21 protein-coding genes are annotated in these 23,104 nt (G+C 47.5%); 9 read left to right on the top strand and 12 right to left on the bottom strand.

Translation table 11 applies throughout. The annotated features are described in order from the left end of the window. Window positions 1-131: 131 nt before the first annotated feature. The 3 genes from H3H32_RS06770 (at window position 132) to H3H32_RS06760 (ending at window position 4,405) form a co-directional block, all read left to right on the top strand. Window positions 132-1,115 (top strand): quinone oxidoreductase family protein, encoded by a 984-nt coding sequence (locus H3H32_RS06770; protein WP_182461983.1) that lies wholly within the window; start codon window positions 132-134, stop codon window positions 1,113-1,115. A 194-nt stretch (window positions 1,116-1,309) separates the two neighbouring features. Further along, entirely contained in the window at window positions 1,310-2,131 is an 822-nt protein-coding gene (locus H3H32_RS06765) for an alpha/beta fold hydrolase (RefSeq protein WP_182461982.1), read from the top strand. Window positions 2,132-2,539: 408 nt separating this feature from the next. Further along, on the top strand, window positions 2,540-4,405 hold the full coding sequence (locus H3H32_RS06760) for a glycoside hydrolase family 2 protein (RefSeq protein WP_220472608.1): 1,866 nt from the start codon (window positions 2,540-2,542) through the stop codon (window positions 4,403-4,405). Window positions 4,406-4,592: 187 nt separating this feature from the next. Here the strand turns inward: H3H32_RS06760 and H3H32_RS06755 are convergent, their stop codons facing one another. The 4 genes from H3H32_RS06755 to H3H32_RS06740 all read right to left on the bottom strand — a co-directional run bounded on the left by H3H32_RS06755 (window position 4,593) and on the right by H3H32_RS06740 (window position 11,089). Then, entirely contained in the window at window positions 4,593-6,611 is a 2,019-nt protein-coding gene (locus H3H32_RS06755) for a M13 family metallopeptidase (RefSeq protein ID WP_182461981.1), read from the bottom strand. Window positions 6,612-6,795: 184 nt separating this feature from the next. Further along, a complete protein-coding gene (locus H3H32_RS06750) occupies window positions 6,796-7,722 on the bottom strand; it encodes a ketopantoate reductase family protein (protein WP_182461980.1) in 927 nt (308 codons plus the stop codon). Window positions 7,723-7,754: 32 nt separating this feature from the next. Next, entirely contained in the window at window positions 7,755-9,653 is a 1,899-nt protein-coding gene (locus H3H32_RS06745) for a CocE/NonD family hydrolase (protein ID WP_182461979.1), read from the bottom strand. Beyond that, on the bottom strand, window positions 9,650-11,089 hold the full coding sequence (locus H3H32_RS06740; protein WP_182461978.1) for an aminotransferase-like domain-containing protein: 1,440 nt from the start codon (window positions 11,087-11,089) through the stop codon (window positions 9,650-9,652). Before H3H32_RS06740 ends, H3H32_RS06745 begins: the two co-directional genes overlap by 4 nt. Window positions 11,090-11,404: 315 nt before the next feature. On the opposite strand from H3H32_RS06740, the gene H3H32_RS06735 reads away from it, so the two are divergent. The 3 genes from H3H32_RS06735 (at window position 11,405) to H3H32_RS06725 (ending at window position 14,717) form a co-directional block, all read left to right on the top strand. Beyond that, entirely contained in the window at window positions 11,405-12,604 is a 1,200-nt protein-coding gene (locus H3H32_RS06735; RefSeq protein ID WP_182461977.1) for an aminotransferase class V-fold PLP-dependent enzyme, read from the top strand. 253 nt (window positions 12,605-12,857) lie between these two features. Further along, window positions 12,858-13,778 (top strand): SDR family oxidoreductase, encoded by a 921-nt coding sequence (locus tag H3H32_RS06730; protein WP_182461976.1) that lies wholly within the window; start codon window positions 12,858-12,860, stop codon window positions 13,776-13,778. Window positions 13,779-13,790: 12 nt separating this feature from the next. Then, the gene (locus H3H32_RS06725; RefSeq protein ID WP_182461975.1) at window positions 13,791-14,717 is read left to right on the top strand and encodes a helix-turn-helix domain-containing protein; all 927 of its coding nucleotides are present in this window, start codon (window positions 13,791-13,793) and stop codon (window positions 14,715-14,717) included. A gap of 29 nt (window positions 14,718-14,746) precedes the next feature. Here H3H32_RS06725 and H3H32_RS06720 read toward each other — a convergent pair whose 3' ends face one another. The 3 genes from H3H32_RS06720 to H3H32_RS06710 form a co-directional block, all read right to left on the bottom strand. After that, window positions 14,747-16,195: a glycoside hydrolase family 140 protein gene (locus H3H32_RS06720; RefSeq protein WP_182461974.1), complete on the bottom strand. Its 1,449-nt coding sequence runs from the start codon at window positions 16,193-16,195 to the stop codon at window positions 14,747-14,749. A 253-nt stretch (window positions 16,196-16,448) separates the two neighbouring features. Further along, window positions 16,449-17,573, bottom strand: a complete 1,125-nt coding sequence (locus H3H32_RS06715) for an FAD-dependent monooxygenase (protein WP_182461973.1) — start codon at window positions 17,571-17,573, stop codon at window positions 16,449-16,451. Between the two features lie 41 nt (window positions 17,574-17,614). Then, a complete protein-coding gene (locus H3H32_RS06710) occupies window positions 17,615-18,448 on the bottom strand; it encodes an AraC family transcriptional regulator (protein WP_182461972.1) in 834 nt (277 codons plus the stop codon). A gap of 133 nt (window positions 18,449-18,581) precedes the next feature. Between H3H32_RS06710 and H3H32_RS06705 the strand changes: the two genes are divergently transcribed. Further along, entirely contained in the window at window positions 18,582-18,764 is a 183-nt protein-coding gene (locus tag H3H32_RS06705) for a hypothetical protein (protein ID WP_182461971.1), read from the top strand. A 205-nt stretch (window positions 18,765-18,969) separates the two neighbouring features. Here H3H32_RS06705 and H3H32_RS06700 read toward each other — a convergent pair whose 3' ends face one another. From H3H32_RS06700 to H3H32_RS06680, 5 genes are all read right to left on the bottom strand, one after another. Then, window positions 18,970-19,482, bottom strand: a complete 513-nt coding sequence (locus H3H32_RS06700; protein ID WP_182461970.1) for a putative immunity protein — start codon at window positions 19,480-19,482, stop codon at window positions 18,970-18,972. A gap of 39 nt (window positions 19,483-19,521) precedes the next feature. After that, window positions 19,522-20,217: a hypothetical protein gene (locus tag H3H32_RS06695; RefSeq protein ID WP_182461969.1), complete on the bottom strand. Its 696-nt coding sequence runs from the start codon at window positions 20,215-20,217 to the stop codon at window positions 19,522-19,524. An 8-nt stretch (window positions 20,218-20,225) separates the two neighbouring features. Next, window positions 20,226-20,882 carry a hypothetical protein gene (locus H3H32_RS06690; protein ID WP_182461968.1) on the bottom strand — a complete coding sequence of 219 codons (657 nt, stop codon included), beginning with the start codon at window positions 20,880-20,882 and terminating at the stop codon, window positions 20,226-20,228. A gap of 113 nt (window positions 20,883-20,995) precedes the next feature. Further along, window positions 20,996-21,313 carry a DMT family transporter gene (locus H3H32_RS06685; protein ID WP_182461967.1) on the bottom strand — a complete coding sequence of 106 codons (318 nt, stop codon included), beginning with the start codon at window positions 21,311-21,313 and terminating at the stop codon, window positions 20,996-20,998. A 415-nt stretch (window positions 21,314-21,728) separates the two neighbouring features. After that, on the bottom strand, window positions 21,729-21,926 hold the full coding sequence (locus tag H3H32_RS06680) for a hypothetical protein (RefSeq protein ID WP_182461966.1): 198 nt from the start codon (window positions 21,924-21,926) through the stop codon (window positions 21,729-21,731). A 378-nt stretch (window positions 21,927-22,304) separates the two neighbouring features. Here H3H32_RS06680 and H3H32_RS06675 point away from each other — a divergent pair, with 378 nt between their 5' ends. Both H3H32_RS06675 and H3H32_RS06670 read left to right on the top strand, forming a co-directional pair. Next, entirely contained in the window at window positions 22,305-22,628 is a 324-nt protein-coding gene (locus tag H3H32_RS06675; protein WP_182461964.1) for a hypothetical protein, read from the top strand. Between the two features lie 120 nt (window positions 22,629-22,748). Next, a complete protein-coding gene (locus H3H32_RS06670; protein WP_182461962.1) occupies window positions 22,749-23,093 on the top strand; it encodes a hypothetical protein in 345 nt (114 codons plus the stop codon). The last annotated feature ends 11 nt before the right edge of the window (window positions 23,094-23,104 follow it).

Raw genomic sequence — 23,104 nt, 5'->3', positions numbered from 1 at the left:
TCAGCGACGCACAATTACGAATAGTTGATTGTACGGTACGTTGACAAATGTCAAGCCGAATTTGCTGCGTTTGTCAAGAGAGTTCCGTTTGAATAACCCCAATTTTGGCCTATCAAACCAAGAGCAAAAGAATGAAAACAATAGACGAAAGTGGGGTTGTTCGCATCAGCAGGCAAGGGTCGCCCGCTGTATTCGAGTATATCAGCGAAACCGTTGTTGCCCCCAAAGAATATGAAGTCTTAATCAGCCAGAAAGCTATAGCACTCAATTTTGTTGATGTCCTGTTCAGAAATGGCAGCTTTCCGCTTAACAAGCTCCCGGCCACCCTCGGTGTAGAAGCTTCGGGGATTGTTGAAGCCGTCGGTAGCCGTGTCACTGAGTGGAAAATAGGCGACCGGGTTGCTTATTACTTTTCTCTGGGTGCGTACGCAGAAAAGCGACTAATTCATCAGGACCAGTTGATCCGATTACCCGTAGATGTATCCTTTGACGAAGCTGCTTCGTTACTGGCGAAAGGCCTTACAGCCCGGATGTTGGTTAAAGAGGCTTATTCAATACAAGCCGGTGATACCATTCTGGTTCATGCCGCAGCGGGCGGAGTTGGGTCTCTCGTCAGCAGATGGGCCAAATCGTTAGGAGCTACTGTCATCGGCACGGTAGGCGTTGCGTCAAAAAAAGCTCTGGTACAAAGCCAGGGCGTAGACCTGGTCATTGCGCTCGATTCGGAGGATACGATTGAGAAAGTCAATTCCTTCACAAAAGACCAGGGAGTTCAGGCGGTATTTGATGGAGTAGGCAAAGCGACTTTCGGCATATCAGCTCAAGTCGTACAAAAAAGGGGCACTGTTGTTCTGTATGGCGGTGCGTCTGGTACACCCCAAATTGACACCGCTTATCTCGCAGCCAAAGAAATTAACCTTGTTCGCCCAACTCTTAGCCAATATCTGCCCGACAAACAAAGTCTGGATACAGCGGTCGAAGAGTTATTTGAGGCTTTTCGTCGGGGCGTGTTTGGGGAGATTAAGCCTACTAGTTATTCCTTAACGGATGTAGCCAAAGCCCATCAGGATCTGGAAGCGGGCCTAACAACCGGTTCAATTATATTTCACCCTTAACCATTTCAAAACCTTGACGTCCAATCGCATGTCAACATTAAGAAACAAAACGGCCTTGGTTACGGGTGGTAGTCGTGGTATTGGAGCTGGGAACAAAACGCCTAATGATAAATAGATAGGCAGCATTTTCATGCAGGAAGTGTATTTTGGCGGAATTAGTCATTTTTTAACCATCACAATCAAAACACAACGATATGAGCACGATTCGGGTAAAAGACGGAACCGAGATTTATTACAAAGATTGGGGCACAGGCCAGCCTATTGTTTTTCATCACGGATGGCCGTTATCTGGCGATGACTGGGATGCCCAGATGATGTTTTTTCTCAATAAAGGCTTTCGCGTAATCGCTCATGATCGTCGTGGACATGGTCGATCGTCTCAAACGGCAAATGGCCACGATATGGATACCTATGCTGCCGATGTAGCCGAGCTGACGACCTTCCTCGATTTACGTGACGCAATCCATATTGGTCATTCAACTGGTGGTGGCGAAGTGATTCGGTATGTAGCTAAATATGGACAGGGTCGGGTTGCGAAAGCGGTATTGATCAGTGCTGTTACTCCCATTATGGCACAGACCGCTGCCAATCCGGATGGCATTCCGATGTCTGTATTCGATGAAATCCGCGAAGGTACGGCCAATCATCGCCCTCAGTATTTTCAGGATTTCACCCTTCCCTTTTATGGTTTTAACCGGGAAGGTGCTAAGGTGTCGCAGGGCATTCGGGATAACTGGTGGCGTCAGGGAATGATGGGCGCTATCAAAGCGCATTACGATTGCATCAAAGCTTTTTCGGAAACTGATTTTACCGAAGATCTTAAGAGCGTGGATGTGCCCGTACTGGTGATGCATGGTGAAGACGATCAGATTGTTCCTTTCGCTCTAACAGGGGCCAAGGCTGTCAAACTGGTAAAAAATGGTAGCCTGATTTCGTATCCAGGGTTTCCGCATGGAATGCCAACAACCGAAGCGGCCACGATAAATGCTGACCTGTTGACGTTTATTCAATCTTGACCAACCTCAAGGTATAGATGTTCTTTAAACAAAAAGCGGCTTATTCTGGCCGCTTTTTGTTTAAGTATTGAACGTGTTTAAGCGCAAACTTTCTCTCCCAGAAAACAGTAGCAATCCAGTAGATCGCTTACAAAAAGCAGTTCTACTGGATTAATTTCACTACTAAAGCGAACAAATAATCCCATAGGGATCAAACAGCGCAGCGTCGGTAGATAAGACGATTTGAACACTTATTTAGCGTGCCGTCAGGTACGCAACCTGTCTCGTACCTAACGGCACGAAGGCGGTTAGGATCTTCCTTTTTGCTACCGACGCTTCGCTGTTAAACCCCTAAAGGGGTGTGAAAATTACTCGATTTAATACTAAAAATCAGTCCGACATACACGCAACCAACCTACTCTCCCCATAATGACCTATCAATCTGGCCTGAAACCTCGCTCCTATTCGTTAACGTATAGTCTAGCTGCCACTATTCCGCTTCTTTCGGCTATGCTTCTCTTCTGGGGGCAAACAGCCCATGCACAAAAGGCGGAATTACCAACGCCCTGGACTCAATCGGCCTTAGCCTCTCCCATACCACTTGGCGAATACCCTCGCCCCCAACTCCAACGGAATCAGTGGCTTTGCCTGAACGGCACCTGGAATTATCAGGGAGGGAAATCAGTTGCGTCGGCCAACAATCCGACAACGGCGGTTGGCTTCCCGACTAACGCAGAAAAAATACGGGTCCCCTATTGCCCTGAATCGGTCCTGTCGGGAATCAAGCGGAAGCAGGAAATTAATATGTGGTACCAACGGAAGTTTACGCTTCCTTCAACCTGGACAGGGAAACAGGTTCTTCTTCACTTTGAAGCCGTCGATTATAACGCTACTGTTTTTGTAAATGGCCAAAAAGCGGGCAGCCATTCTGGCGGGTACGATGCCTTTTCGTTCGATATCACGTCTATGTTAAAACCAGGGGAAAACAGCCTCATTGTGGCGGCTTATGATGCCAATGACGGCCACACTCCGTCGGGCAAGAACGGCCCACGTGGCGATTACACCTTCACGTCCGGCATCTGGCAAACGGTTTGGTTAGAGCCGGTTCAGCAAACGTACATTAAAAACATCCGTCTACTTCCCGATCTGGCAGGGAAACGGTTAAAGCTTGACGTAAATGCCAGTTCTACAGCCAACGTATCTGTGGTTGTGCTGGATGGCCAAAAAGCAGTTGCCCATGCAGAAGGAAATGCTGGAACGACGCTCTCTATTCCGATTGTGAACCCCAAACCCTGGTCTCCGGATTCTCCTTTCCTCTATGATTTAAAAATCACGTTGAAGTCGGCAAATGGAGAAATCACAGATAATGTGCTGAGCTATTTTGGCATGCGGGATGTAACGCTGGGAAAAGTCGATGGTGTTGTTCGACCCTTGCTGAATGGTCGATTTGTGATGCAGCTTGGCTTGCTGGATCAGGGTTACTGGCCTGATGGCATTCTAACAGCACCTACCGAAGAGGCCCTAAAATCGGATATGCTTTTTACCAAAAAAGCGGGGTATAACCTGATTCGGAAGCACATGAAAACCGAGCCGCAGCGGTTTTATTACTGGGCCGATAAGATGGGGTTGCTAGTTTGGCAAGATATGCCTGCAATCTGGTATCAAGATGAAGATACCCTAACCACCCGGTCGGCTTTTCGAAAAGAGCTTAAAACGCTCATCGATGACCATTATAACTCTCCGTCCATAATTTGCTGGGTTCCCTTCAACGAAAACTGGGGGGCTTTCGATGTGAAAAACATAACGGAATGGGTGAAACAGTACGATCCATCCCGACTAGTCAATGGCAATTCGGGATTCAACAACAACCCACCTTATCAAAAAGCGTACGGCGATCCCAAAAACGGTGATTTTGTAGACACTCACATCTACGTCGGTCCCACTAAAGCGTCTGTTCCGGATAGCCTACGAGCGGCTTCTCTGGGTGAATTTGGTGGGGTTGGCCTGTTTGTGCGCGGACATATGTGGCCAGTTGAAAACAATGCGTATGCGTACGAACCAACCAAATCGGCGCTGACCGATCGTTATATTTTTTTACTGGATCAGGTAGAGCAATTGATGCGTTACCGTGGGCTGAGTGTCGCCATTTATACCCAAACGACCGATGTCGAACATGAGGTAAACGGCTTGCTCACCTACGATCGCAAAGTCGAGAAAATGGAAGCAGAGCGCATTCGTGCCGTCAATCAGGCGGTTATCCAGGCAGGGAACAAGCTAACTTCCCCGAAAGAGTAAAAAGGCAGTTCTGCTGCAAGAGAGTTTCCTAAGATACCCCCTTACAGCAGAACTGTTAAGTTCTTCGACGTGGTGTCGGTTTCTCAAAACCGACACCTTCGCGTCAGCAATAGTGTCGGTTTTGAGAAACCGACACCACGCTTAGGGTACCTGCCTCCTTTTTAGTAAACGACACTGAAGCCAAACCTTACCAAACGCTTATCCTATCCTTTTCGGGTTTATACATTTTATCGCCGGGCTGAACATCAAACGCTTTATAAAAAGGCGTGAAATTCATCAGTGGCCCGTTCACCCGCCATTTAGCCGGTGAGTGTGGATTCGTATTGACGTACATACCCATATAGGCGTCTCTTGTTTTGACGCGCCAGATTCGGGCAATGGAAATAAAGAAGCGTTGGTCGGGGGTAAAGCCGTCCAGCTTAGTCGTGTCTTTGCCTTGTTCGGTCAATTTAAAGGCATCATAGGCGATGGCTACCCCAGCAATGTCGGCGGTGTTTTCGCCCACGGTTAACGCCCCTTTTACATGTACCGAATCCAGCACCGTAAACGAATTGTATTGATCGATCACCTGCTGGGTTTTCCCTTTGAATTTGGCATAATCACTTTTTGTCCACCAGTTGGTCACGTTGCCATATTTATCATATTGGGCTCCTTGGTCGTCAAACGAGTGGGTTATTTCATGACCAATCACCATCCCGATTCCCCCATAATTCAGCGCATCATCGGCATTTACATCAAAATAAGGGGGTTGTAAAATGCCCGCTGGGAAAACGATTTCGTTAAGTGGCGGATTGTTGTAGGCCGTTACTGTAGGCGGAGTCGTATGCCATTCCGTTCTGTCGACGGGTTGCCCGACTTTAGCCAACCGGTCCAGGTAATCATTTTTAGTCGCCGACAATCGGTTCTCAAAGTAAGCGGTTCGGTTAATGGCTACGTGCGAATAATCCCGCCATTTATCGGGATACCCAATTTTTTGTGTGAACGCATGCAGTTTGTCTTTTGCCTTGGCTTTGGTGGAATCGCTCATCCAGTCCAGGCGATTAATACGGGCTTCAAAGGCTTTTTTGAGATTATCGACCAGAACCGCCATTCGTTTCCGGGCCGATTCCGGGAAGTATTTTTTCACGTACAACTGCGCCAGCGCATCGCCGAGGGATCGATCAACGGCTTGTGTCATTTCTTCGGCACGTGTCTGCTTAACCGCTTGCCCGGTCAGAATCTTGGCATAGGCAAAGGACGCGTCGATAAACGGCTGGCTTAAGAAATTCGAATAGTTGGTCAGCGCACGGGCTTTCAAATAGACTTTCCAATCCTCAATGGGGACCGATGTTAACAGCATATTCAACTGGTCATAATACGCAGGTTGTCCCACGTTAACGGAATCAACCTGTAGTCCTAAGTCGGTTAGTAGCGTTGCCCAATGTAGAGCAGGTTGTTTGTTCGCCAACTCAGCAACGGCCTGTTTATTATAGTTTGCCTTTACGTCTCGAAGTTCAATGTTTGTCCGATGGGCAGTCGCCAATTGTTTTTCAAGGGCATACGCAACGGCTGCGTTTTTACTGGCCGTAGTTGACTCAGTTCCGATCAGTTCAAACAGGCGGGTCAGGTAGTTTTTATAGGCTGTTTGAATCCCCAAGGTCGACGAATCGGTTTTGAAATAATAAGCTCGTTCGGGTAGTCCAATGCCCGTCTGACGAAACTGAGCAATATTGATCGAACTCCGTTTTTGATCAGGCCCAACACTAAACCCAATGATCGAGCCATCCCCCGATTTCTGTTCGTCAACCACCAGCTTCAACAGCGAAGTAACATCGGTTATAGCGTCGATCCGGGCAATTATAGGCTTGATTGGTTCATAACCGCGTTTGTTTATGGCATCCATATCCATACCCGACGCATAAAAATCACCCACTTTTTGTTCCAGGCTTCCGGGCGCATTCTGGCCGGCCGAAACGCTGTCCAGAATGGCTTGCAGCCGTATCCGTTGTGGGTAATTCATGAAGGAATAAGAGCCCACGCCCGTTTGACTGGCAGGTATGCGGGCGGTATCGTACCAAATGCCGTTGGCATAGCTAAAGAAATCATCACCGGGCTTTTTGGCGGCATCGACTCCCGTAATGACCACCCGTTTTGTCATCGGAACAGACATTCGCTGACAGGCCCCTGCCATCAATAGTAGCAACGAAAAAAAGATTACTTGTTTCATAGTTTGTGATAAGTGCGGGTCAATCCTGGTCGACCGATTTTCTTTACGCTCAAAATTGGCTCAATTTACATTGATCTGAACTAAGTGCAGGACAAGTTTCTTTTTTCGACTGAATTATAGCCGGGATGACAAAAAAACAATTCAGTTTTAACGAAATCAGAGAAGTTTACTAAACAGCTTCACACTAAACTGGACTTTCTTTCGACCGTAATTGAATCAGCTCACCTAGCAAGCGAGTACGAGTTGCTAATTCTGGTTTGCCCAATTGAGTAGCCAGACGGGCCACTGCCAGATTTAGGGAATCTATTTCGGTTGGGCGGTTGTGTAGAATATCCACCAGCGTCGAGATAAGTTGTCCGTCAGACCGTTGACTAATTTGTATCAACCGATTCTCAACGTCTTGCTGATTTAAGCGAATACCTACTTCGTTCGCGACGGCAATACATTCGCCGATGACCTCCCGTGCTAACGCTAAGGCAGCCTTATTCCGATGAAAAAGACCATTATCGATCCCGAGCAACGGACAAATGGCGTTGAAAACACAATTCGTAATTACTTTTTCCCAGACAGTTTGCTGAATGGCCCGCTCAACCCGGAAAGGGAATTGCTCCGTGCTGAATTGTTCGACCAGATACGCCAATTTGGATTCTTGACCGCGCATTATGCCAATCGGAGAAGCAGCTACAGGTTTGTAGAGAACTTTATACGGTGCCGTTACCTGACTGGTTGCCAATAACACACACCGATAAATCTCAGGAAAACCGGCTTCCAGAAATGGGGCTTCAATACCCAGGCCGTTTTGCAGTAATACCAGGGGAGATTGGCCTGTCTTTCCCCACAGTCGCTGCGCCAGGTCCTGATTGCCGTATGTTTTGGTGGTCAGCAACACTACTCCATCCAATGATTCGATCTGCTCCAGCAATCGGATAGGGATAGTTTCTGTCACGGCAGCGCCATCGCCGTAGTCAACTGTAATGCTGGCGTCTTCATCGGGCAATAGCTGATTGGAACGACCGCGTATAAGCGTCACGTCTTTACCCACCTGCTTCAACAAAACGGACAGAGTCATGCCAATGGCACCAATTCCAATAATATAGATTGGGGGTTGCATGGGTGATATGGAAAAGGAATAGTTCGGTTGGTTCAGGGCAAAATGGTCATTTCAATTGCGGAATCGCTATAAACTCGATGACGAGCAGACTTAAAGTCGGCTTCACTGGCTTTATAGATAGTTGAAACGAACGTCTGCGGGTTTCGGTCGATCAATGGAAACCAGCTGCTTTGTACCTGCACCATCATTCGATGTCCTTTTTTAAACGTGTGCAACACGTCCTGAAGTTGAAAGGTCACCTCCGTAATCTGATTCGGAATAAAGGGCTCTGGTTTCTGAAAACTTTTACGAAACCGCCCACGCAAAACGTCCGCCCGAACTAACTGTTGATAATTAGCTAGCTGCGTTTGGGGATCGGTTATATAAGGATGATTCGGCTCGTCGGGTGGATAGACGTCAATGAGTTTGACCACAAAATCGGCATCAGCGCCCGTCGTACTTACCTTCAACCGAACCGTGATTGCCCCGCCAACTGTCTTGTTCCCAGATAATATGTCCGTTTGAAAGCTAAGTACGTCAGCTCGTTTACTGACAAATCGCTGGTCGGCCGACATATAGTTAAACAACGTACTGAAATCGGGTTCGGTCGTCAGTGTTGTTTCGATAAACGGTACCGGTTGGGCCGGGTCGCTGATATACTCCTGAAAACTGGAGGGGTCGTCCGCCTGCTTGCTTAACTGACCATTTGGGTTTAAATACCAGCGCTGGGTATGAGCGGAGCTTGCGGGCCAGTTTGAAAAAGTACGCCAGGTTTTCAGTCCGGTATCGAACAGACAGATTTTAGGCAGGCCCGTTTTCCCATCACCAGCGCCTTTCAGGTAATGATGAAAGAACGGCGCTTCCAGATTTCGTTGGTAGTACGTAGCCAGACTATCACCAAAATACAGATCGTTGTGCAGGGTATGGCCCGTCTCTTCCGACCAGCCCCGGTGACCAAAGGGCCCCATCACCAGCATTGGCCGTGCGCCTGGACTGTGCTGTTTAAGCGTTTTGTAGATACTGAGTGGACCGTACAAATTTTCGGCATCGAACCAGCCACCTACGACCAGAACGGCAGGCTTAATGTTCTTCAGATGAGGGAGAATATTCCGCTCCCGCCAGAAGGCATCATAATTGGGATGCGCTACTGTTTGTTGCCAGAACGTATTGTTGGGTAAATACCGTTGCGCATTGGCCAGTGGTCCCAAGCCCAAATGCCAGGCGAATTCCGTTTGCTTGCCCGTTTGAATCCAGTCATCTATAAACCAGGGCTTTGTAGTTGGCCCCGACGGACGATCCCCAAACAATGGATATGCCAGTAAAGCAAGCTGCGTGAAGGCCCCGTTGTGATGAATGTCTTCCCGAAAAAAATCGGCGATGGGTGCTTGTGGTGATGTGGCTTTAAGGGCAGGATGGGCGTTGATTGAACCGGCCATAGCATAAAAACCGGCATAGCTCATGCCCCACAATCCAACCCGGCCGTTGTGAAAACGTACATGTTTGAGAAGCCAGTCAATGGTGTCGTAGGTATCGGTGCTTTCGTCGGCAACAGTTACTGCTTTCTTCCGATCGCTGACAATCGGAGTCATGTTGGTCCAACGGCCTTCAGAAGCCCAGCGCCCTCGTACATCCTGATAGACAAAAATATAGCCATCCGCCTGAAGTGTAGGCGAAGGCCCCAAAGCGGCTTTGTACCGATCAGAACCATAAGGCATGGAACCAAAGCAGGTCCGCTGCATCAGGAAGGGGTACCGCTTGGTCGGAGAGGCATCATGTGGTAGATAAACAGCCGTGTAAAGCGAAACCCCGTCGCGCATCGGAATTCGATATTCAATCTTCTGATACCGTTCCCGCACCGCATCGGTTGCCTGCGCAGAAGCGCCCAATCCTACCAATAGGAATTCTATCAGTCCTGCCAGGGCAAGGATCGATGGCCACAGTCGATGGTTCATATCCCTACTTGCTGATGAATAAGTTGCCCGATTGTTTGCAAGCCCCACGCAACGCGCTCATCAAATGGCAGTCCATAGCTGAGCCGCATGCAATTGCCATACTGCGGTTGAAGGCTAAATAAACTGCCCGGCATAATGCTGATTTTATACGGAGCCAACTGATCCACCAGCTCCAGTGTATTCACTCGTTCATCGACCTCAACCCATAAAGTAAATCCACCCTGAGGTTCGCTGATACGCGTGCCCGGCGGAAAGTGAGTACGAATGGCTTGCTGGTACCGTTGGCAATTGCTTTTCAAAACTTGCCGAAGTCGGCGCAGATGCAATTCATATCGGTCATTAGCCAGAAAGGTGGCTACTGCCTGATGGGTTATCCCCGGCGAAAAACCAGCCTGATATCGCTTGACCTGAAGGAGCTTCTCGTAATAACGTCCCGGTGCTACCCAGCCCACTCGATAGCCGGGAGCCAGTGTTTTACTGACAGAGCCACACCATAACACAAACCCCTGCCGATCGAAAACTTTACAAGGCTGCGGGCGGTCAGGCGCGAAATGCAGATCACCGTAGAGGTCGTCTTCGATCAAGGGAATCTTGTACGTTTCCGTCAGTTTCACCAGCCGTTGCTTGCTGGCAATGGGCATACAGAAACCGAGGGGATTACTGAAATTGGGAACCAGTAAGCAGGCTTGTACCCGCCCTGCCTGCAAATGGCCTTCCAATACATCCAGATCGATACCTATAAGCGCATCGGTGGGCAATTCGAGCACCTTCAAACCCAGCGATAGAATCGTCTGAAGAATACCGAAATAAATGGGACTTTCAACCGCAACGGTATCGCCGGGTTGGGTAACGGTTTTCAGACAAAGAGTCAGCGCAGACGTGCAACCCTCAGTCGTAATCAGCTCTTCGTCGGTAAGGTGACTGCCCCAGAACAGGGCATAGCGGGCAATTTGCCGACGCAGGGCTACATTTCCGGCTATCAGGTCATATTCGATGCCACCGTGCGGAAGCTCACGCTGGGCCTGCTGAAAAGCTTTCCCTAATTTCTCAACAGGCAATAACGACGGGTCGGGCACACTCAGGGAGAACGGAAGCCAACCGGGTTCCCGTTGCTGGCGCATGAGCCGGGTTACTATCGGTTCGTGATCGGACAGGTCGGTTTGCTGGACCAATGCCTGGGGTTCAGACCGGCGCGGCACATCATCAATCCGCTTGCCGAGTGTGCGGACGTAGTAGCCCGATTGGGGTCTTGCCTCCACCAATCCCTCCGCTTCCAGACAGTAGTAGGCTTGTTGCACGGTGTTGATGCTCACCCCAAGTTCCTGACTGAGTGTACGAACCGACGGCAGTTTATCGCCCCCATTTAGTACGCCAAACCGCAACGTGTCGCCAAGCTGGCGAGCAATCTGCTGATACTTCGGAATGGATAACGTCATTGTTGGGCTGAGCTAGAGAGGTTTTGCATTGTCGAGCAAATGTAGTTGTCGAATCTGTACGCACTATCATACAGATTTCATCAAAATGAGCCGTACAGTTTAGACGCATGGGTGAACAGATAAAAAATAATAAGCCCGGTCGTTCTTCGCTAGCTTTTACCTCACCCCCGTCCCCTCTCCTGTTTTTCAGGAGAGGGGTGAAGACTCGGCATTTAGGTGGGAAAAACCAGATTATTAATGACAATAAAACTGTATGGTATATTAATCACAAAAGTGTATCTGTTTCCATACAGCTTAGTTTCTTTGTTTTGCGCCATGCAAATCCAAACGACTCCTTATCTCGATGTAGCTCAACTCCGGGCCGATACGCCGGGTTGCCAAGACAACCTGTTTATGAACAGTGCTGGTGCTTCGTTAATGCCTCAACCTGTCGTGGCCGCCATGATGGAGTATCTCCAGCAGGAAACCCAGGTGGGTGGTTACGAAGTCGAACGATTACGAATGGGGCAGATAGGTCGCTTGTACGACGAAACGGCTCAACTGCTGAATACTCAGCTCCACAATATTGGGTTTGCCTACAGCGCTACCGATGCTTATTTCCGGATATTATCGGCTATTCCTTTTCAGGAAGGCGACACGATTTTGACTACGTCCAACGATTATGTCTCGAATCAGCTTGCGTTTCTGTCCATGCAGCAGCGACTAGGCATTCGATTACTTCGGATTAATGATCTTCCCAACGGCGACCTGGATCTGACGCATGCCGAGGAATTGATTCGGAAACACCATCCAGTACTGGTGGCCATTACGCACATCCCCACGAACTCAGGACTGGTGCTGCCTGCCGAAGAGATGGGTAAACTTTGTCGGCAATACGACGTCTGGTACCTGCTCGATGTAGCTCAATCGGTGGGGCAACTGCCGCTCGATGTGAACCGCCTTCAAGCCGATTTTTTGGTAGCTACTGGCCGCAAGTTTTTGCGTGGGCCCCGCAATACGGGCTTTTTATACGTATCGGATAAGGCGCTAGAATCTGGGCTAGCTCCGCTGTACATTGATCGCCGGGCGGCTAACTGGACTGGTCCAGATTCATATACGTTGCAGACGAGTGCCCGCCGGTTTGAGCCACAGGAGATTTCGTTACTTAGTGTTGGTTTGGCCGAAGCCGTTCGGTATACCAATCAGGTAGGTCTGGAAGCAATTGTCCAGCAAAACCAGCAACTTATGCATCAACTCCGAATGGGTTTGGAACAGATTGATGGCCTGGTTCTACTTGATCGGGGAACTCAGCAAAGTAATATTCTGACCTTTCACACCATCCGTCAATCGGTGGCAGCACTAGAGACCGCTCTCCGCCGTGAACGGGTCGTCTTCACCATCCAGTATTCGAATTCGGCGGTCATTGATTTTCAGCGGAAGAGAGTCGATTGGTTGATCCGCCTTTCTCCACACTACTTTAATACGCTCGATGAAATCAACGAAGTGGTCGATTTACTGGGTCAAATTATTCACTAAATCGGATTGACATCTGCTCGTTGAGCGTAGTATGGACTACGTTCGAGCGTTATCCGGTCTCCGACCGGAGTGAACTAAGTTGGAAAACCGGTCGGAGATGGCAACGGCCACCCGGCGGAAACACCAGGGCGTAGTTCAGAGACTACGCCCAACAAAGGGCCATTGAATCGATTTCGGCTACAATAAAGCCTGATTTGGCTACAGCCTTTTTCAGCATTGGCGGGAGCTTTGCCTCCACAAAACACGATCAATTATGAAAAAGATTTTGGTTATTGGCGCATCCGGATTTGTGGGACGTTACCTGACCCGCCAATTACTCGCAGACGGTTATCAGGTACGGTGTCTTGCCCGTAATCCAGATAAAGTCAAAGACCTTGCGGAATCAGGCTGCGAAGTCGTTCAAGGAGACATAACGGACAAAGCCTCTGTTCAACAGGCGCTTGAATCAATAGATGCCGTTTATGTGTCCATACATACGCTGGCTCCCCAACATTCCAGCACGGCGGAACAGGGTTTTATGGACATCGAAATGAATGGGTTGCAAAACATTGTCGAGGGTTGCCAACGCCACCAGGTTCGTCGTCTGATTTATGTTACCTCCCTAGGCATTTCTGCACATTCAAAAGATGCCTGGACACGCGGGCGCTGGAAAGCCCAACAGTATTTGTTAAACAGTGATCTCGACGTAACCATCATCCAGCCGGGCATGATCGTTGGTATAGGTGGTCAGGGTTTCAATATGGTACTGGCAAATGCGCAGAAAAATCTGGCCTTTGTGATCGGGAGTGGGCAAAATAAGCACCGCAGCATTGCCATTGATGATCTTGTTTACAACCTTATTGGTGTCCTGAATGAACCGAAAGCTTTTGGGCAGTGCTATGAGGTCGGTAATGACGATGTCTTGACGAGTGATCAGTTGATCGATACAGCTGCTGAAGTGATCGGCCATTCCCACCCCCGAAAAATTCATATCCCCTTGGCCTTATTACGATTTGCAGCACCGCTGATTGAGCGCATGGCGAAATCACCAAAGGGAGCCATAAAAGGGGCATTGGATGGTCTTGGCGAGGATATGATCGGCAACCCTTCGGCTATACGAGCGTTATTAGCTCGAAAGCCACTTTCGTACAAGGAAGCCGTTTCCCGAGCCTTCGAAGTGTACAAACAACAATAGCTTACGGGCCTTATGGAAAGAAGCCAACCACATCTGATCAAGAGCATCAGCGAGTTTCATCGACTGCTAGGATTGCCCAAACCTGAACACCCCCTGATCAGCGTCATCGAAATTAAACCGGTTGACCACATACCTGACGATTTACCGGGGACTGTTGTTCATGGTTTTTATAGCATAGCTCTCAAAAAGCATTTTAAGGCTCCTATAAAATTCAAATACGGGCAGCAATCGTATGATTTTGATGAAGGCGTGCTCAGCTTTATGGCACCCGGCCAGATCACCGGATTTGAACCTCAAAAATACGCTACCCCTCAGCAAGCAGGCTGGATGCTGCTCGTTCATCCCGATTTTTTATGGAATACGACATTGACCAAAAAGATCAGGCAGTATGCGTTTTTTGATTATTCCGTCAACGAAGCCTTGTTTTTGTCGGATAAAGAGGAACTTACCCTGACGCAGATCATTAACAACGTCAGCCAGGAGTACCATAACAACCTGGATCAGTTCAGTCACGACATTATTATTTCCCAACTGGAATCCCTGCTCAACTATTCTGAGCGCTTCTACCAGCGCCAGTTCATGACTCGCCGAATAACTAACCATCAAATCCTGGAGCAACTTAATGACCAATTGGTCAGCTATTTTGACGATATGGATAAGATGCAGAAAGGCTTGCCGTCCGTTAGTTATCTAGCCAATCAGCTCAACGTTTCGCCTGATTACCTAAGTGGTCTGCTGAAATCGCTAACCGGCCTGACAACGCAGCAACACATTCATGAGAAACTAATTGAGAAGGCCAAACAGCAGTTATCAACAACCAATTTATCTATTGGTGAGATCGCCTATCAACTAGGATTTGAACATTCCCAATCCTTCAGCAAGTTGTTTAAGACCAAAACCAACCAGTCGCCAGTAGCCTTCAGGCGTTCGTTTAATTGATCCTACCGTACTGATTCTTTGCGAGATCATTACTTCGGAAATGGGTATTTTCGTGCAGCGTCGTCGATAACCAATACCCAATCGGTTGCCAGGGCGCTCGGTTGCGAAGGTGGGGTAAACGTAACAACCCCAGTAAACCGCCCCGACCGATCGGGGATAGCCTTGCCGGTTCGGGGGTCAAACCACCAGGCTTGTTTTTGGCTTCCCGGGATCGTCGTTACATCAACGGTGACAGGCGCGCGCTGAGGCAGGTAGACCATTATGTAAGTCCCGGCCGAATCACGCGCGGCCATCACCAAATCCCGATAGTCGGTTCCTTTGACTGAGCGAATCAGGCTTTGATCGGACACTCGGGAAAAATAGGGTCGCGAGAGCATCAATTGTTTCAGATACTGTATTTGCCCGGTGGCTTCGGCATGAAGCGCCTGTTTCCAGCCAATAATTGTATCGCCAACACTCAGCGGAATAAAGCGCGTTGTATCCAGAAACTGCCAGACCTGATGGTGGCCATAGGTAAACCCGGACATCCCGGCAAAAACACTTCGATAAAGCCGGGTACGAATATCATACGCATTGAAATACCCGCGCTGACGAGTCCATTTTCCGTCCCAGGGGTTAACGGGATGATCTTCATAACAGGGCTCCATATCGAGCGTAGGTTTCGTAGGTTTCAATGCTAAATCCCGCGTAACCCAATTCCAGGCATCTGTACCACGAGCGCCATGACTGGATTGAAATGCATTAAAATCCAGCCAGTTATCCTGTTGAAAGTATTCTGACGAAGACTTCCCCCCTTTCGGATGGAACGTCATCAGATGGTGTTTGGCTCCTTCCCCCTCTTCAATCCCTGCTGCCATTGCCCGCCAAACGGGTCGGTCGTCGTAGTGCCGCTTATCTTTCTCGTACACAAGTGGGCAGTCGCCCCCTAACACCCAAATGATATTCCATTGATTAGCGTAGCGGCTCCCCCAGTATTTTCCATACGAACGCGCATTCTGCTCATTAAAAATAACCCCTTTCGGACTCCAGTGAGGAGACACATGATCACCCCAAACGGGGCTCAGCGCAATATATAATCCTTTCCGGGCGGCAGTTTGAATCACAAAATCGACATGATCCCAATAGTCGTATTGAGCGGCATCGTTGGGATTATTACCCGGCGTAATGGCCAATTGATCGGGGTTGTCGTTGACAAATGGGAAGTCGCCGTAGCGGTTCGGTTTCTTATTATCGACTTCATTAGCAAAGGGCAAGGCTACCACCTGAATCACATTGAACCCCTGCCGACGACGTGTTTCCAGATAGGTTTCTGTTTCCTGACGATCCAGTCGATGAGCCAACTCCCAGGCCGTATCGCCCATCCAGAAAAAAGGCTTCCCCTTTTCATCCTGAAAGGACCGATGATTTGAATTAACTTTCAGTTGTGCGAGGGACACACGCCAGCTTAGGCAAAGGAGCAATAGAACTACCTGTTTCATTATGAAAAATACTAGAACGCTGATTTTTAGGACGATTAAGATTTACTGTGATTCCCTGTTCTAGATTAAACCAGGCTGCTTTTTGTCATGCTGACGAAGGAAGCATCTTAACGTTTCCAGATTAGATCATTAGGCCATTTTAAGATGCTTCCTTCGTCAGCATGACAAAAACAATCCATTAAGTTTAAACAAGTTCGGCATCTACTAATAACCTTAAGATCATAGCGTTCATAAAAATCAGCGTTCTATTATCCTAAAAAGACGTCGTTTGCGTGTTTCTAATGCGAATCGCTTCTTCGGTTCTTGGCACAAGGATGTCTAAGCCTACTCGAACCACATTTTCCTGGACTTCCTCAATATAGGGGCGAAAATTTCGATTGTACTCCTGAAAGGCTAAGTCAAAATCGTCGCCGTGTTTTTGAAAAGCATCCCCTAAGGCGGCAGCGCCATCTATAGCTAACGACCCACCCTTTCCGGCAGCTGGCGACGCACAATAACCGGCATCGCCCACTAATGCCACTCTACCTTTGGTCCAGGATGGCATTTTTACTTGACAGAGTTTATCGAAGTAAAACGTTGATGAATTTTTCACCTCCTCCAGTAACTCTGCAATTCGCCAGCTTTCCCCCTTAAACTGATCCAAAATAATTTTCCGTTGTTGGGCTTCATCCCGATAGTCGTACGGAATTTCTTCGTCTGAGCGAAAGCAAAAAACGATATCAGTCTTCTGGTTGTACCCATTCAGCATGACCGCCTTGTCGGGTACATTGTAGAATTGGGTGGTATTTTCTCTGATCAGCAATTTGTTTACGATGGTAATCGAAAAATACTGACCCAGGAAATGCAAGTAATCCGCTTCGTTTCCAAACCAAAGCCTTCGCACAGCCGAATGTATTCCGTCGCAGCCAAACACTAAATCGAACGTCTGTTGTGAGCCATCTTTAAAGCTGACGTCAATGGCATCGTTTGTTTCGGTTAGCGCTGTAATGCTGTTATTGAAAATGAAGTCGACATCGTTCTTGATACGGTCAACTAATAGGTGAAGTAATGTGTCTCGCTCAATTTCACAGTCCTCGGTTGGCAGTTCTTCGCCTTCATTTCTTAGGCTGATTTTCCCCTCCGTAACATCATCTTCATTTTTAAATTCCAGCATTTCCATAACCAGCCGATGGGCTTGAATTTGCTCAAAAATGCCCATCCGCTTAACGATGTCGACGGTATTCCCCTCTATATTAACAGGCGTTCCGCCCAGTTTAAGTCCGTTTGCTACTTCAACAACAGTTACTTTGTAGCCTAACTTGTTCATCCAGTAAGCGGTTGAAAGGCCAGCAAAACTTGCACCCGAAACGAGCACCTTTTTTTCAGTTAACGATTCCATTTGTATCCCGTTTTTTGACAAAATTCGGGAATACCACTGCGCTAGTCTTGAACAAACGCGACAAAATCGGCCTGCATTACTTGTTTGTGGTTCTTCGCTTCCCGAGCAAATACCGCTGGTGAAGTGCCACTATACCGTTTGAACTCTCGACTGAGGTGGGCCTGATCCGAATAACCTACCTCATGCGCGAGACCAGCCAGGCTCATCTCGGGATTAAACCATAACTGGTCGCGTACCTGTTCAAAGCGCATTAACGCAGACACGTCTTTAACCGAATAGCCGGACGACTGCTTGAATCTCCGTTCCAGGGTACGCACTGTGGCATGAGCCGCAGCGGCAACCCCACTTACCGGCATCGTTCCATTTGCCTGCCGCATCGCCGTTCCAGCTTTATAGAGCATACTATCTGTGGCAATTCCAATCCTTGCCTTCAGGAAATAGTGCTTAACCTGAGTCATTGCTTCCTCGATTTTACCAGACATAACCAACTCATTCAACGTGGCCTGAAGCCGGGCAATCGGATGCTCAAAAAAGTGAAGACCAACTTTTTTAGAGGGTAGACCAAGCAAATCGAACACTGTCCAGGGATAACACTTGATACCAATACACTCGAACTCCTTTTCCGCGTGTAACCGAACCGGTTGATTGAGCAGGCCCATCATAAACGGCGAGGGCAATGACTGCAAACCTGCGCTGGTAACAATACTACAGGGGCCTCCAAAATGAAAAATTAGCTCGGCATAGCCATCGGGTAGTACGTCAAAGCTGGATTGTTGTTCCTCGAGGTCAATTCTGGCGTACCAAAAATCCTTGATGGCATCTCGCAGCTCTTCAGGCGGCTCAAATCCCTGGTGGTGTTTTATGAATGGTAGCATAGTTGTAGATAGTCAAGTCTGCTGCAATAGTCCGGGGCATCACGATTTTGTACAGACATATCTTTAAATTTTTTTAAACCTTCACTTCGTTCATTAGTTTCTAGATAGTAATTCGCACGAAAACGAAACAGCTATGAAGACCGTTAGATTCTATTCGCCAGGAAACGAAGCAAATCAAGGAGGCAGCTCATCTGCCGACAGCAAGCCTGCTCAACATCAGGAAGAACAGCACGAACCAGGAAATACGCCGTTAGAAGATCAGGAAGAACTGCCCGGCGGCTACATTCATGGGCATGTTGAGGAAGACGAAGAATAAGCGAGCGGCTTCAGATTAGGAATGCTGTGTTTTAACAAGTATCCTAGTTAAGTTTTCCTATTGTGGCTAAAAATACCTGACTTTGTCATTCCGACGATAGGAGGAATCTCAAGCTTGACTTATGGGGGATTTTGAGATTCCCCCTATCGTCGGAATGACAAAAAATCTACCTGGTTTGAACAGAATCAGGAAAATCCAAACAGGTTCAGGTAAACACAAACCAGCAGAGTTCATTTCGCAACCGTTGATCGTCGAGCACAAGATCCAGAATGCTTTCAGGAAGTTGGTCACGTTGCCATTGACATTCCTGCGCTTTAGCTAACTCTTTTTTATCATCGGAAGCGGCTGCCATTGCCGCTCTGATGGCATAGGCCGCAGCGCCCAATTCGTGGGCGGCCACATGGGCTACAGCCACAGCCTGTCCAGCCGATAAAGCAGCAAACTTCGCGGCTCCCGATACTTCTTTAGCAGCTGCATTAGCTGTAAACGCAGCCATATGCGCCTGTTTCATGTTAATTTCCCCATTGACCCATGCCTGAGTTAATTCAAGGGCACGTCTTGGACGGTCATCATCCGGGCGCGCTTCTTCGAAATAAGGCAATACATGTTGGGCGCATTGAGCCGCCCAAATCGCCAACAGACGATGGTCTTCATCTGTCAATGTGCCCCCACGACGAATCGTAATAAACCGTTTATCCCGAATTTTAGGAAGTATCATATCATGTCAGTTTAGGCATCTCCAGCAGTGAGCTACCTACTACCAAAATACACCATACTTAAGGGTAACGTAAGCGGGCATGTACAAGGCATATTCTGATTTATGAAACGCCAGGGCCGATATTGGAACAACTACGTTCACGTCAAGGTAGTTGCTAGCCGACACTCTAAATTGCCCACCAACCATGCAATAACCAAACTGAAACAGGTTAAACCCTTCGTTGATAATGCCAACATTGGTTCGCTGCCTTAAAAATTGCCCCCGATAATACGTACTTGCTACTGCCCCCCAGGCAGATTCAGCATTGGCTCGCAGATTCGCGAAAAGCACGTTTTGGGTTTGGAAGGCGATATATGGATTAAAAAAAATAGATTTGTTACTAGCCAGTTGCTTTTTCTTCCAAATAGGCAGGTAATATTTTAAAGCGAGGGGCATCTCAACTGTAAACAATTGGGAACCAGGCCCGAAACCATAGTTGGTTTCAAGTCCGGCCGAAAAGACTAGTCCTGAACGTATAATTTTTTCATAAGAGGCATCAAGCCCAATTGTTTTCCATCCTGGACTAACAGAGCTTCCTCTGAACAGCGGTACGCCTACTCCAGCCTTTAGTAAGTGCGTATTTGTTGAAAATGGCGATGGGAGTGTTGAACCAGTTGAATCAAATTGATCAACTGCTCTTACCTGGCAAAAAGCTGGCAGCGAAACGAGCAGACAGAGGATGTGGAGACGTATCATCAATCTTATCAGATGTTTAATAAATAGACAAGTCCGGCCTGTAAGGTCTGATTATAAAAATCATGCTTAGCTGGTCCACCAGGCAGGTTAATATCTAAATGGTCATACCGGACAAACCCTCTGGAATAGCTAATTTCTGCCTTGATTTTCTGAAAGGAATAGACACATTTTACCGTTGGGCCAATGTCTAATGGGGTTACCCTTCCCCAGGCATTTTTATTGATGATCATCAGGTTAACTTCAGGGCCCGTGTAGATTGTCAGCGGCCCGGCCAATTGCAAACCAATCAGTGGAGCAAAACCTGCATAGTAATAGCTCATGGTGGCCGAGTACGAATTATACGGGTTTACTGTTTTGGTACTTTTTTGCTGCAATGTGCCATCCAATCGTAGACTCAATCGATTCGTGGCTAAATCTGTATAATAGCTAGCACCCACATAAAAGCCCATTTTAGGCCTTACTCCCCCAAGAATAGACAGCGGAATACTACCGTTGACATAATAAGCAGTAACCGTCGGTATGGTATAGTTTAAACCTGCTCTGAGCATAAACCCGTTGCCTTGTTTAACGGGCTTACGATAAAAATCTGGTCTTTCCTGCGCATGAATAGCCCAGGAAAGACTCAGACAAAGACACAAGAGATAATACTTTCGAATGCTCTGCATAGTAAATTGTTCGTTTACGATCGATTAATTACGCTAGCTGATACACTTCATCTATAAACCTAAAATACTATCATCCTACTGCAATACTTTTTTCATCAATGCTATGGGAATTTTTAGTCCGATGCGAGTTTCATGAGTAGAAGGCCCGCTATGATTAACAAAGCAGCAGCCAAACGGGCAGTCGTAATGGGTTCCTGAAACAAGACAATACCAACAATAAAGGCGCCTATGGCACCAATACCGGTCCAAATTGTGTAGGCTGTACCCAGAGGTAGCGTACGCATAGCGAGAGCCAGCAAGCTAAAGCTAGCGACCAGGGCAACGGCAGTAATTAGTGAGGGAATGAGTCGGGTGAAACCTGCCGACTGTTTCATGAAATAGGCCCAAACAACCTCTAAGAGGCCTGCGAAAACTAAATAAATCCAAGACATGGCGTTGACCATTTTAAATGGCCGGGCCGTCCCGAATCAGTTCCCACTCTGGGGGAGGTCGTCCTCCTGACTGACAATAGTCCTTTATGCGCTAAAGGATGTGTTTTGATCGTACAAAGATAACACTTTCTCCAAAAGTAAACTTTCGAGGGAACACGGCTATAGCTCTATATTTCAGATGAAATACGTTTAGGTAAAACAGGTACTTTCCTTCTGTTTTTAGTCAATTTACAGACTAAAACCCTGCCCCGATCTGGAACAGGTTCTCCGTAAATTGTCCACGTAAACCATCAATCTTCCGTCAACGATTAGGCATATACGTCAGGCGATTTTACGGGTTACCTCTTCTCTAATTACAAGCCCTGTATTATATATAGATGATCCGCATTATTGACTCTAGGTACACGCCTGTATGTCAGGCACAAATTCGCACTCTCGACAATCGAATATCTGAACGATTAAACTGCCGCTGCATTTCTGCGTATACCCAATCAATGGCTTCATCAGGGTCCGTAGCCGTAACCGCCAGATCTTCATCCGAACGGATATTTTGTTTCATCTCGTCGAGTACATCAAAGACAACGCGGATTAATTGTTTCTTTTTAGAGGCCATGGTCGTTAAAAAATCAGGTGTATTAATTGACTAGTAACTATAAACTCCTTATACATAATCGATTAGAAATCTAAACTAACAGCATATTGAGCTAATAGGCAAAATTTCAGTTGATTTGTTGGTTCTGCTCAGCAGGTATTTCTGGACCAAAATTAATGCATATAGACTACACATGTATTATATATAGCAAAATAATATCATAATCCTTTAGCAAACCTCTTCTACTCACTGTGTTCTTCATCAGGCAACCGATTTATTTAGAAAAAATCTAAATAATAATCTCACTTATTTGGAATCAATATAAACAAGACTTAGGTTTGCCTTAAATTAAGACAATGCGAAATGCCTAGCTCTTGTCATGTTCTTGCCAGAAGTACAATGGGTCATGTAATCTTATTTGGCGAGCTTACACCCGATACGTCAATGGTTACCACCTGTACCAATTTAGCTTTTCAGTACGGTAGTACTTCCCTCTGGTTAACCGGCCACGAACTGCGCTGGTTAGCGCAACGGGTCAGTCAGTATAGCTTGCGGGATTTGGTCTATCATAATCCCTATCAGGAACAAATTCAGTTCGAAATGCCACGAACCAACCTCAAATTCAGCTGTTTACTCGGCGATTTGGTCAGTCTAAATCAGCTATTGAGGAAAGCTGTAACGGGTCTGTACTGGCGTACTTTGCTGACAAAATCTATGAATTAAGTACCACTTAGTTCTTTTCCATACTCGATTGAGTGTACCAAGCCCTAAGCGTGGCGGTCGCTGTTCAGGAATTACTCGCAAAGCATCGGTCGCCCGCTCAGGCACAAAACAAGGATACTCATGAATAACCAGATAAAAAGCCCTTTATGCGTTGCGCGCACCCAGCAGGGAGAAATCATCTTGCATACGGATGCCGAATTTCAATACGCGTTCACGTTTGGTTCGTTACACCGACTCTTGACCGCCGAACAGTTCCATTTCCTGCATAACTCCGTATTAAGCATTGATTTGAATCAGAGTTCGGCTTACGCCAGGCAACTGACAAAGGAAACCCCATACACGGCGCTGATCATTGCCCTACTGGGCTCACTAACCCACTCCGAATTTCTGGAACTGCGAAATTTACTTAGTACCGCAGCGCTGTTGGTAACGAGCTTATCCAGAGCCTATAATCATGTAAATTAAGAAAAGGCTCC

It is taken from the genome of Spirosoma foliorum, from assembly GCF_014117325.1.
GTDB lineage: Bacteria > Bacteroidota > Bacteroidia > Cytophagales > Spirosomataceae > Spirosoma > Spirosoma foliorum.
The sequence above is the reverse complement of the archived record's forward strand: the minus strand, read 5'-3'. Positions and strand labels throughout refer to the sequence as shown.

What these genes read in the sequence shown, in the direction of transcription:
- H3H32_RS06770 (WP_182461983.1), top strand. Translation starts at nt 132, where the DNA reads ATGAAAACAATAGACGAAAGTGGGGTTGTTCGCATCAGCAGGCAAGGG.
- H3H32_RS06765 (WP_182461982.1), top strand. Translation starts at nt 1,310, where the DNA reads ATGAGCACGATTCGGGTAAAAGACGGAACCGAGATTTATTACAAAGAT.
- H3H32_RS06760 (WP_220472608.1), top strand. Translation starts at nt 2,540, where the DNA reads ATGACCTATCAATCTGGCCTGAAACCTCGCTCCTATTCGTTAACGTAT.
- H3H32_RS06755 (WP_182461981.1), bottom strand. Translation starts at nt 6,611, where the DNA reads ATGAAACAAGTAATCTTTTTTTCGTTGCTACTATTGATGGCAGGGGCC.
- H3H32_RS06750 (WP_182461980.1), bottom strand. Translation starts at nt 7,722, where the DNA reads ATGCAACCCCCAATCTATATTATTGGAATTGGTGCCATTGGCATGACT.
- H3H32_RS06745 (WP_182461979.1), bottom strand. Translation starts at nt 9,653, where the DNA reads ATGAACCATCGACTGTGGCCATCGATCCTTGCCCTGGCAGGACTGATA.
- H3H32_RS06740 (WP_182461978.1), bottom strand. Translation starts at nt 11,089, where the DNA reads ATGACGTTATCCATTCCGAAGTATCAGCAGATTGCTCGCCAGCTTGGC.
- H3H32_RS06735 (WP_182461977.1), top strand. Translation starts at nt 11,405, where the DNA reads ATGCAAATCCAAACGACTCCTTATCTCGATGTAGCTCAACTCCGGGCC.
- H3H32_RS06730 (WP_182461976.1), top strand. Translation starts at nt 12,858, where the DNA reads ATGAAAAAGATTTTGGTTATTGGCGCATCCGGATTTGTGGGACGTTAC.
- H3H32_RS06725 (WP_182461975.1), top strand. Translation starts at nt 13,791, where the DNA reads ATGGAAAGAAGCCAACCACATCTGATCAAGAGCATCAGCGAGTTTCAT.
- H3H32_RS06720 (WP_182461974.1), bottom strand. Translation starts at nt 16,195, where the DNA reads ATGAAACAGGTAGTTCTATTGCTCCTTTGCCTAAGCTGGCGTGTGTCC.
- H3H32_RS06715 (WP_182461973.1), bottom strand. Translation starts at nt 17,573, where the DNA reads ATGGAATCGTTAACTGAAAAAAAGGTGCTCGTTTCGGGTGCAAGTTTT.
- H3H32_RS06710 (WP_182461972.1), bottom strand. Translation starts at nt 18,448, where the DNA reads ATGCTACCATTCATAAAACACCACCAGGGATTTGAGCCGCCTGAAGAG.
- H3H32_RS06705 (WP_182461971.1), top strand. Translation starts at nt 18,582, where the DNA reads ATGAAGACCGTTAGATTCTATTCGCCAGGAAACGAAGCAAATCAAGGA.
- H3H32_RS06700 (WP_182461970.1), bottom strand. Translation starts at nt 19,482, where the DNA reads ATGATACTTCCTAAAATTCGGGATAAACGGTTTATTACGATTCGTCGT.
- H3H32_RS06695 (WP_182461969.1), bottom strand. Translation starts at nt 20,217, where the DNA reads ATGATACGTCTCCACATCCTCTGTCTGCTCGTTTCGCTGCCAGCTTTT.
- H3H32_RS06690 (WP_182461968.1), bottom strand. Translation starts at nt 20,882, where the DNA reads ATGCAGAGCATTCGAAAGTATTATCTCTTGTGTCTTTGTCTGAGTCTT.
- H3H32_RS06685 (WP_182461967.1), bottom strand. Translation starts at nt 21,313, where the DNA reads ATGTCTTGGATTTATTTAGTTTTCGCAGGCCTCTTAGAGGTTGTTTGG.
- H3H32_RS06680 (WP_182461966.1), bottom strand. Translation starts at nt 21,926, where the DNA reads ATGGCCTCTAAAAAGAAACAATTAATCCGCGTTGTCTTTGATGTACTC.
- H3H32_RS06675 (WP_182461964.1), top strand. Translation starts at nt 22,305, where the DNA reads ATGGGTCATGTAATCTTATTTGGCGAGCTTACACCCGATACGTCAATG.
- H3H32_RS06670 (WP_182461962.1), top strand. Translation starts at nt 22,749, where the DNA reads ATGAATAACCAGATAAAAAGCCCTTTATGCGTTGCGCGCACCCAGCAG.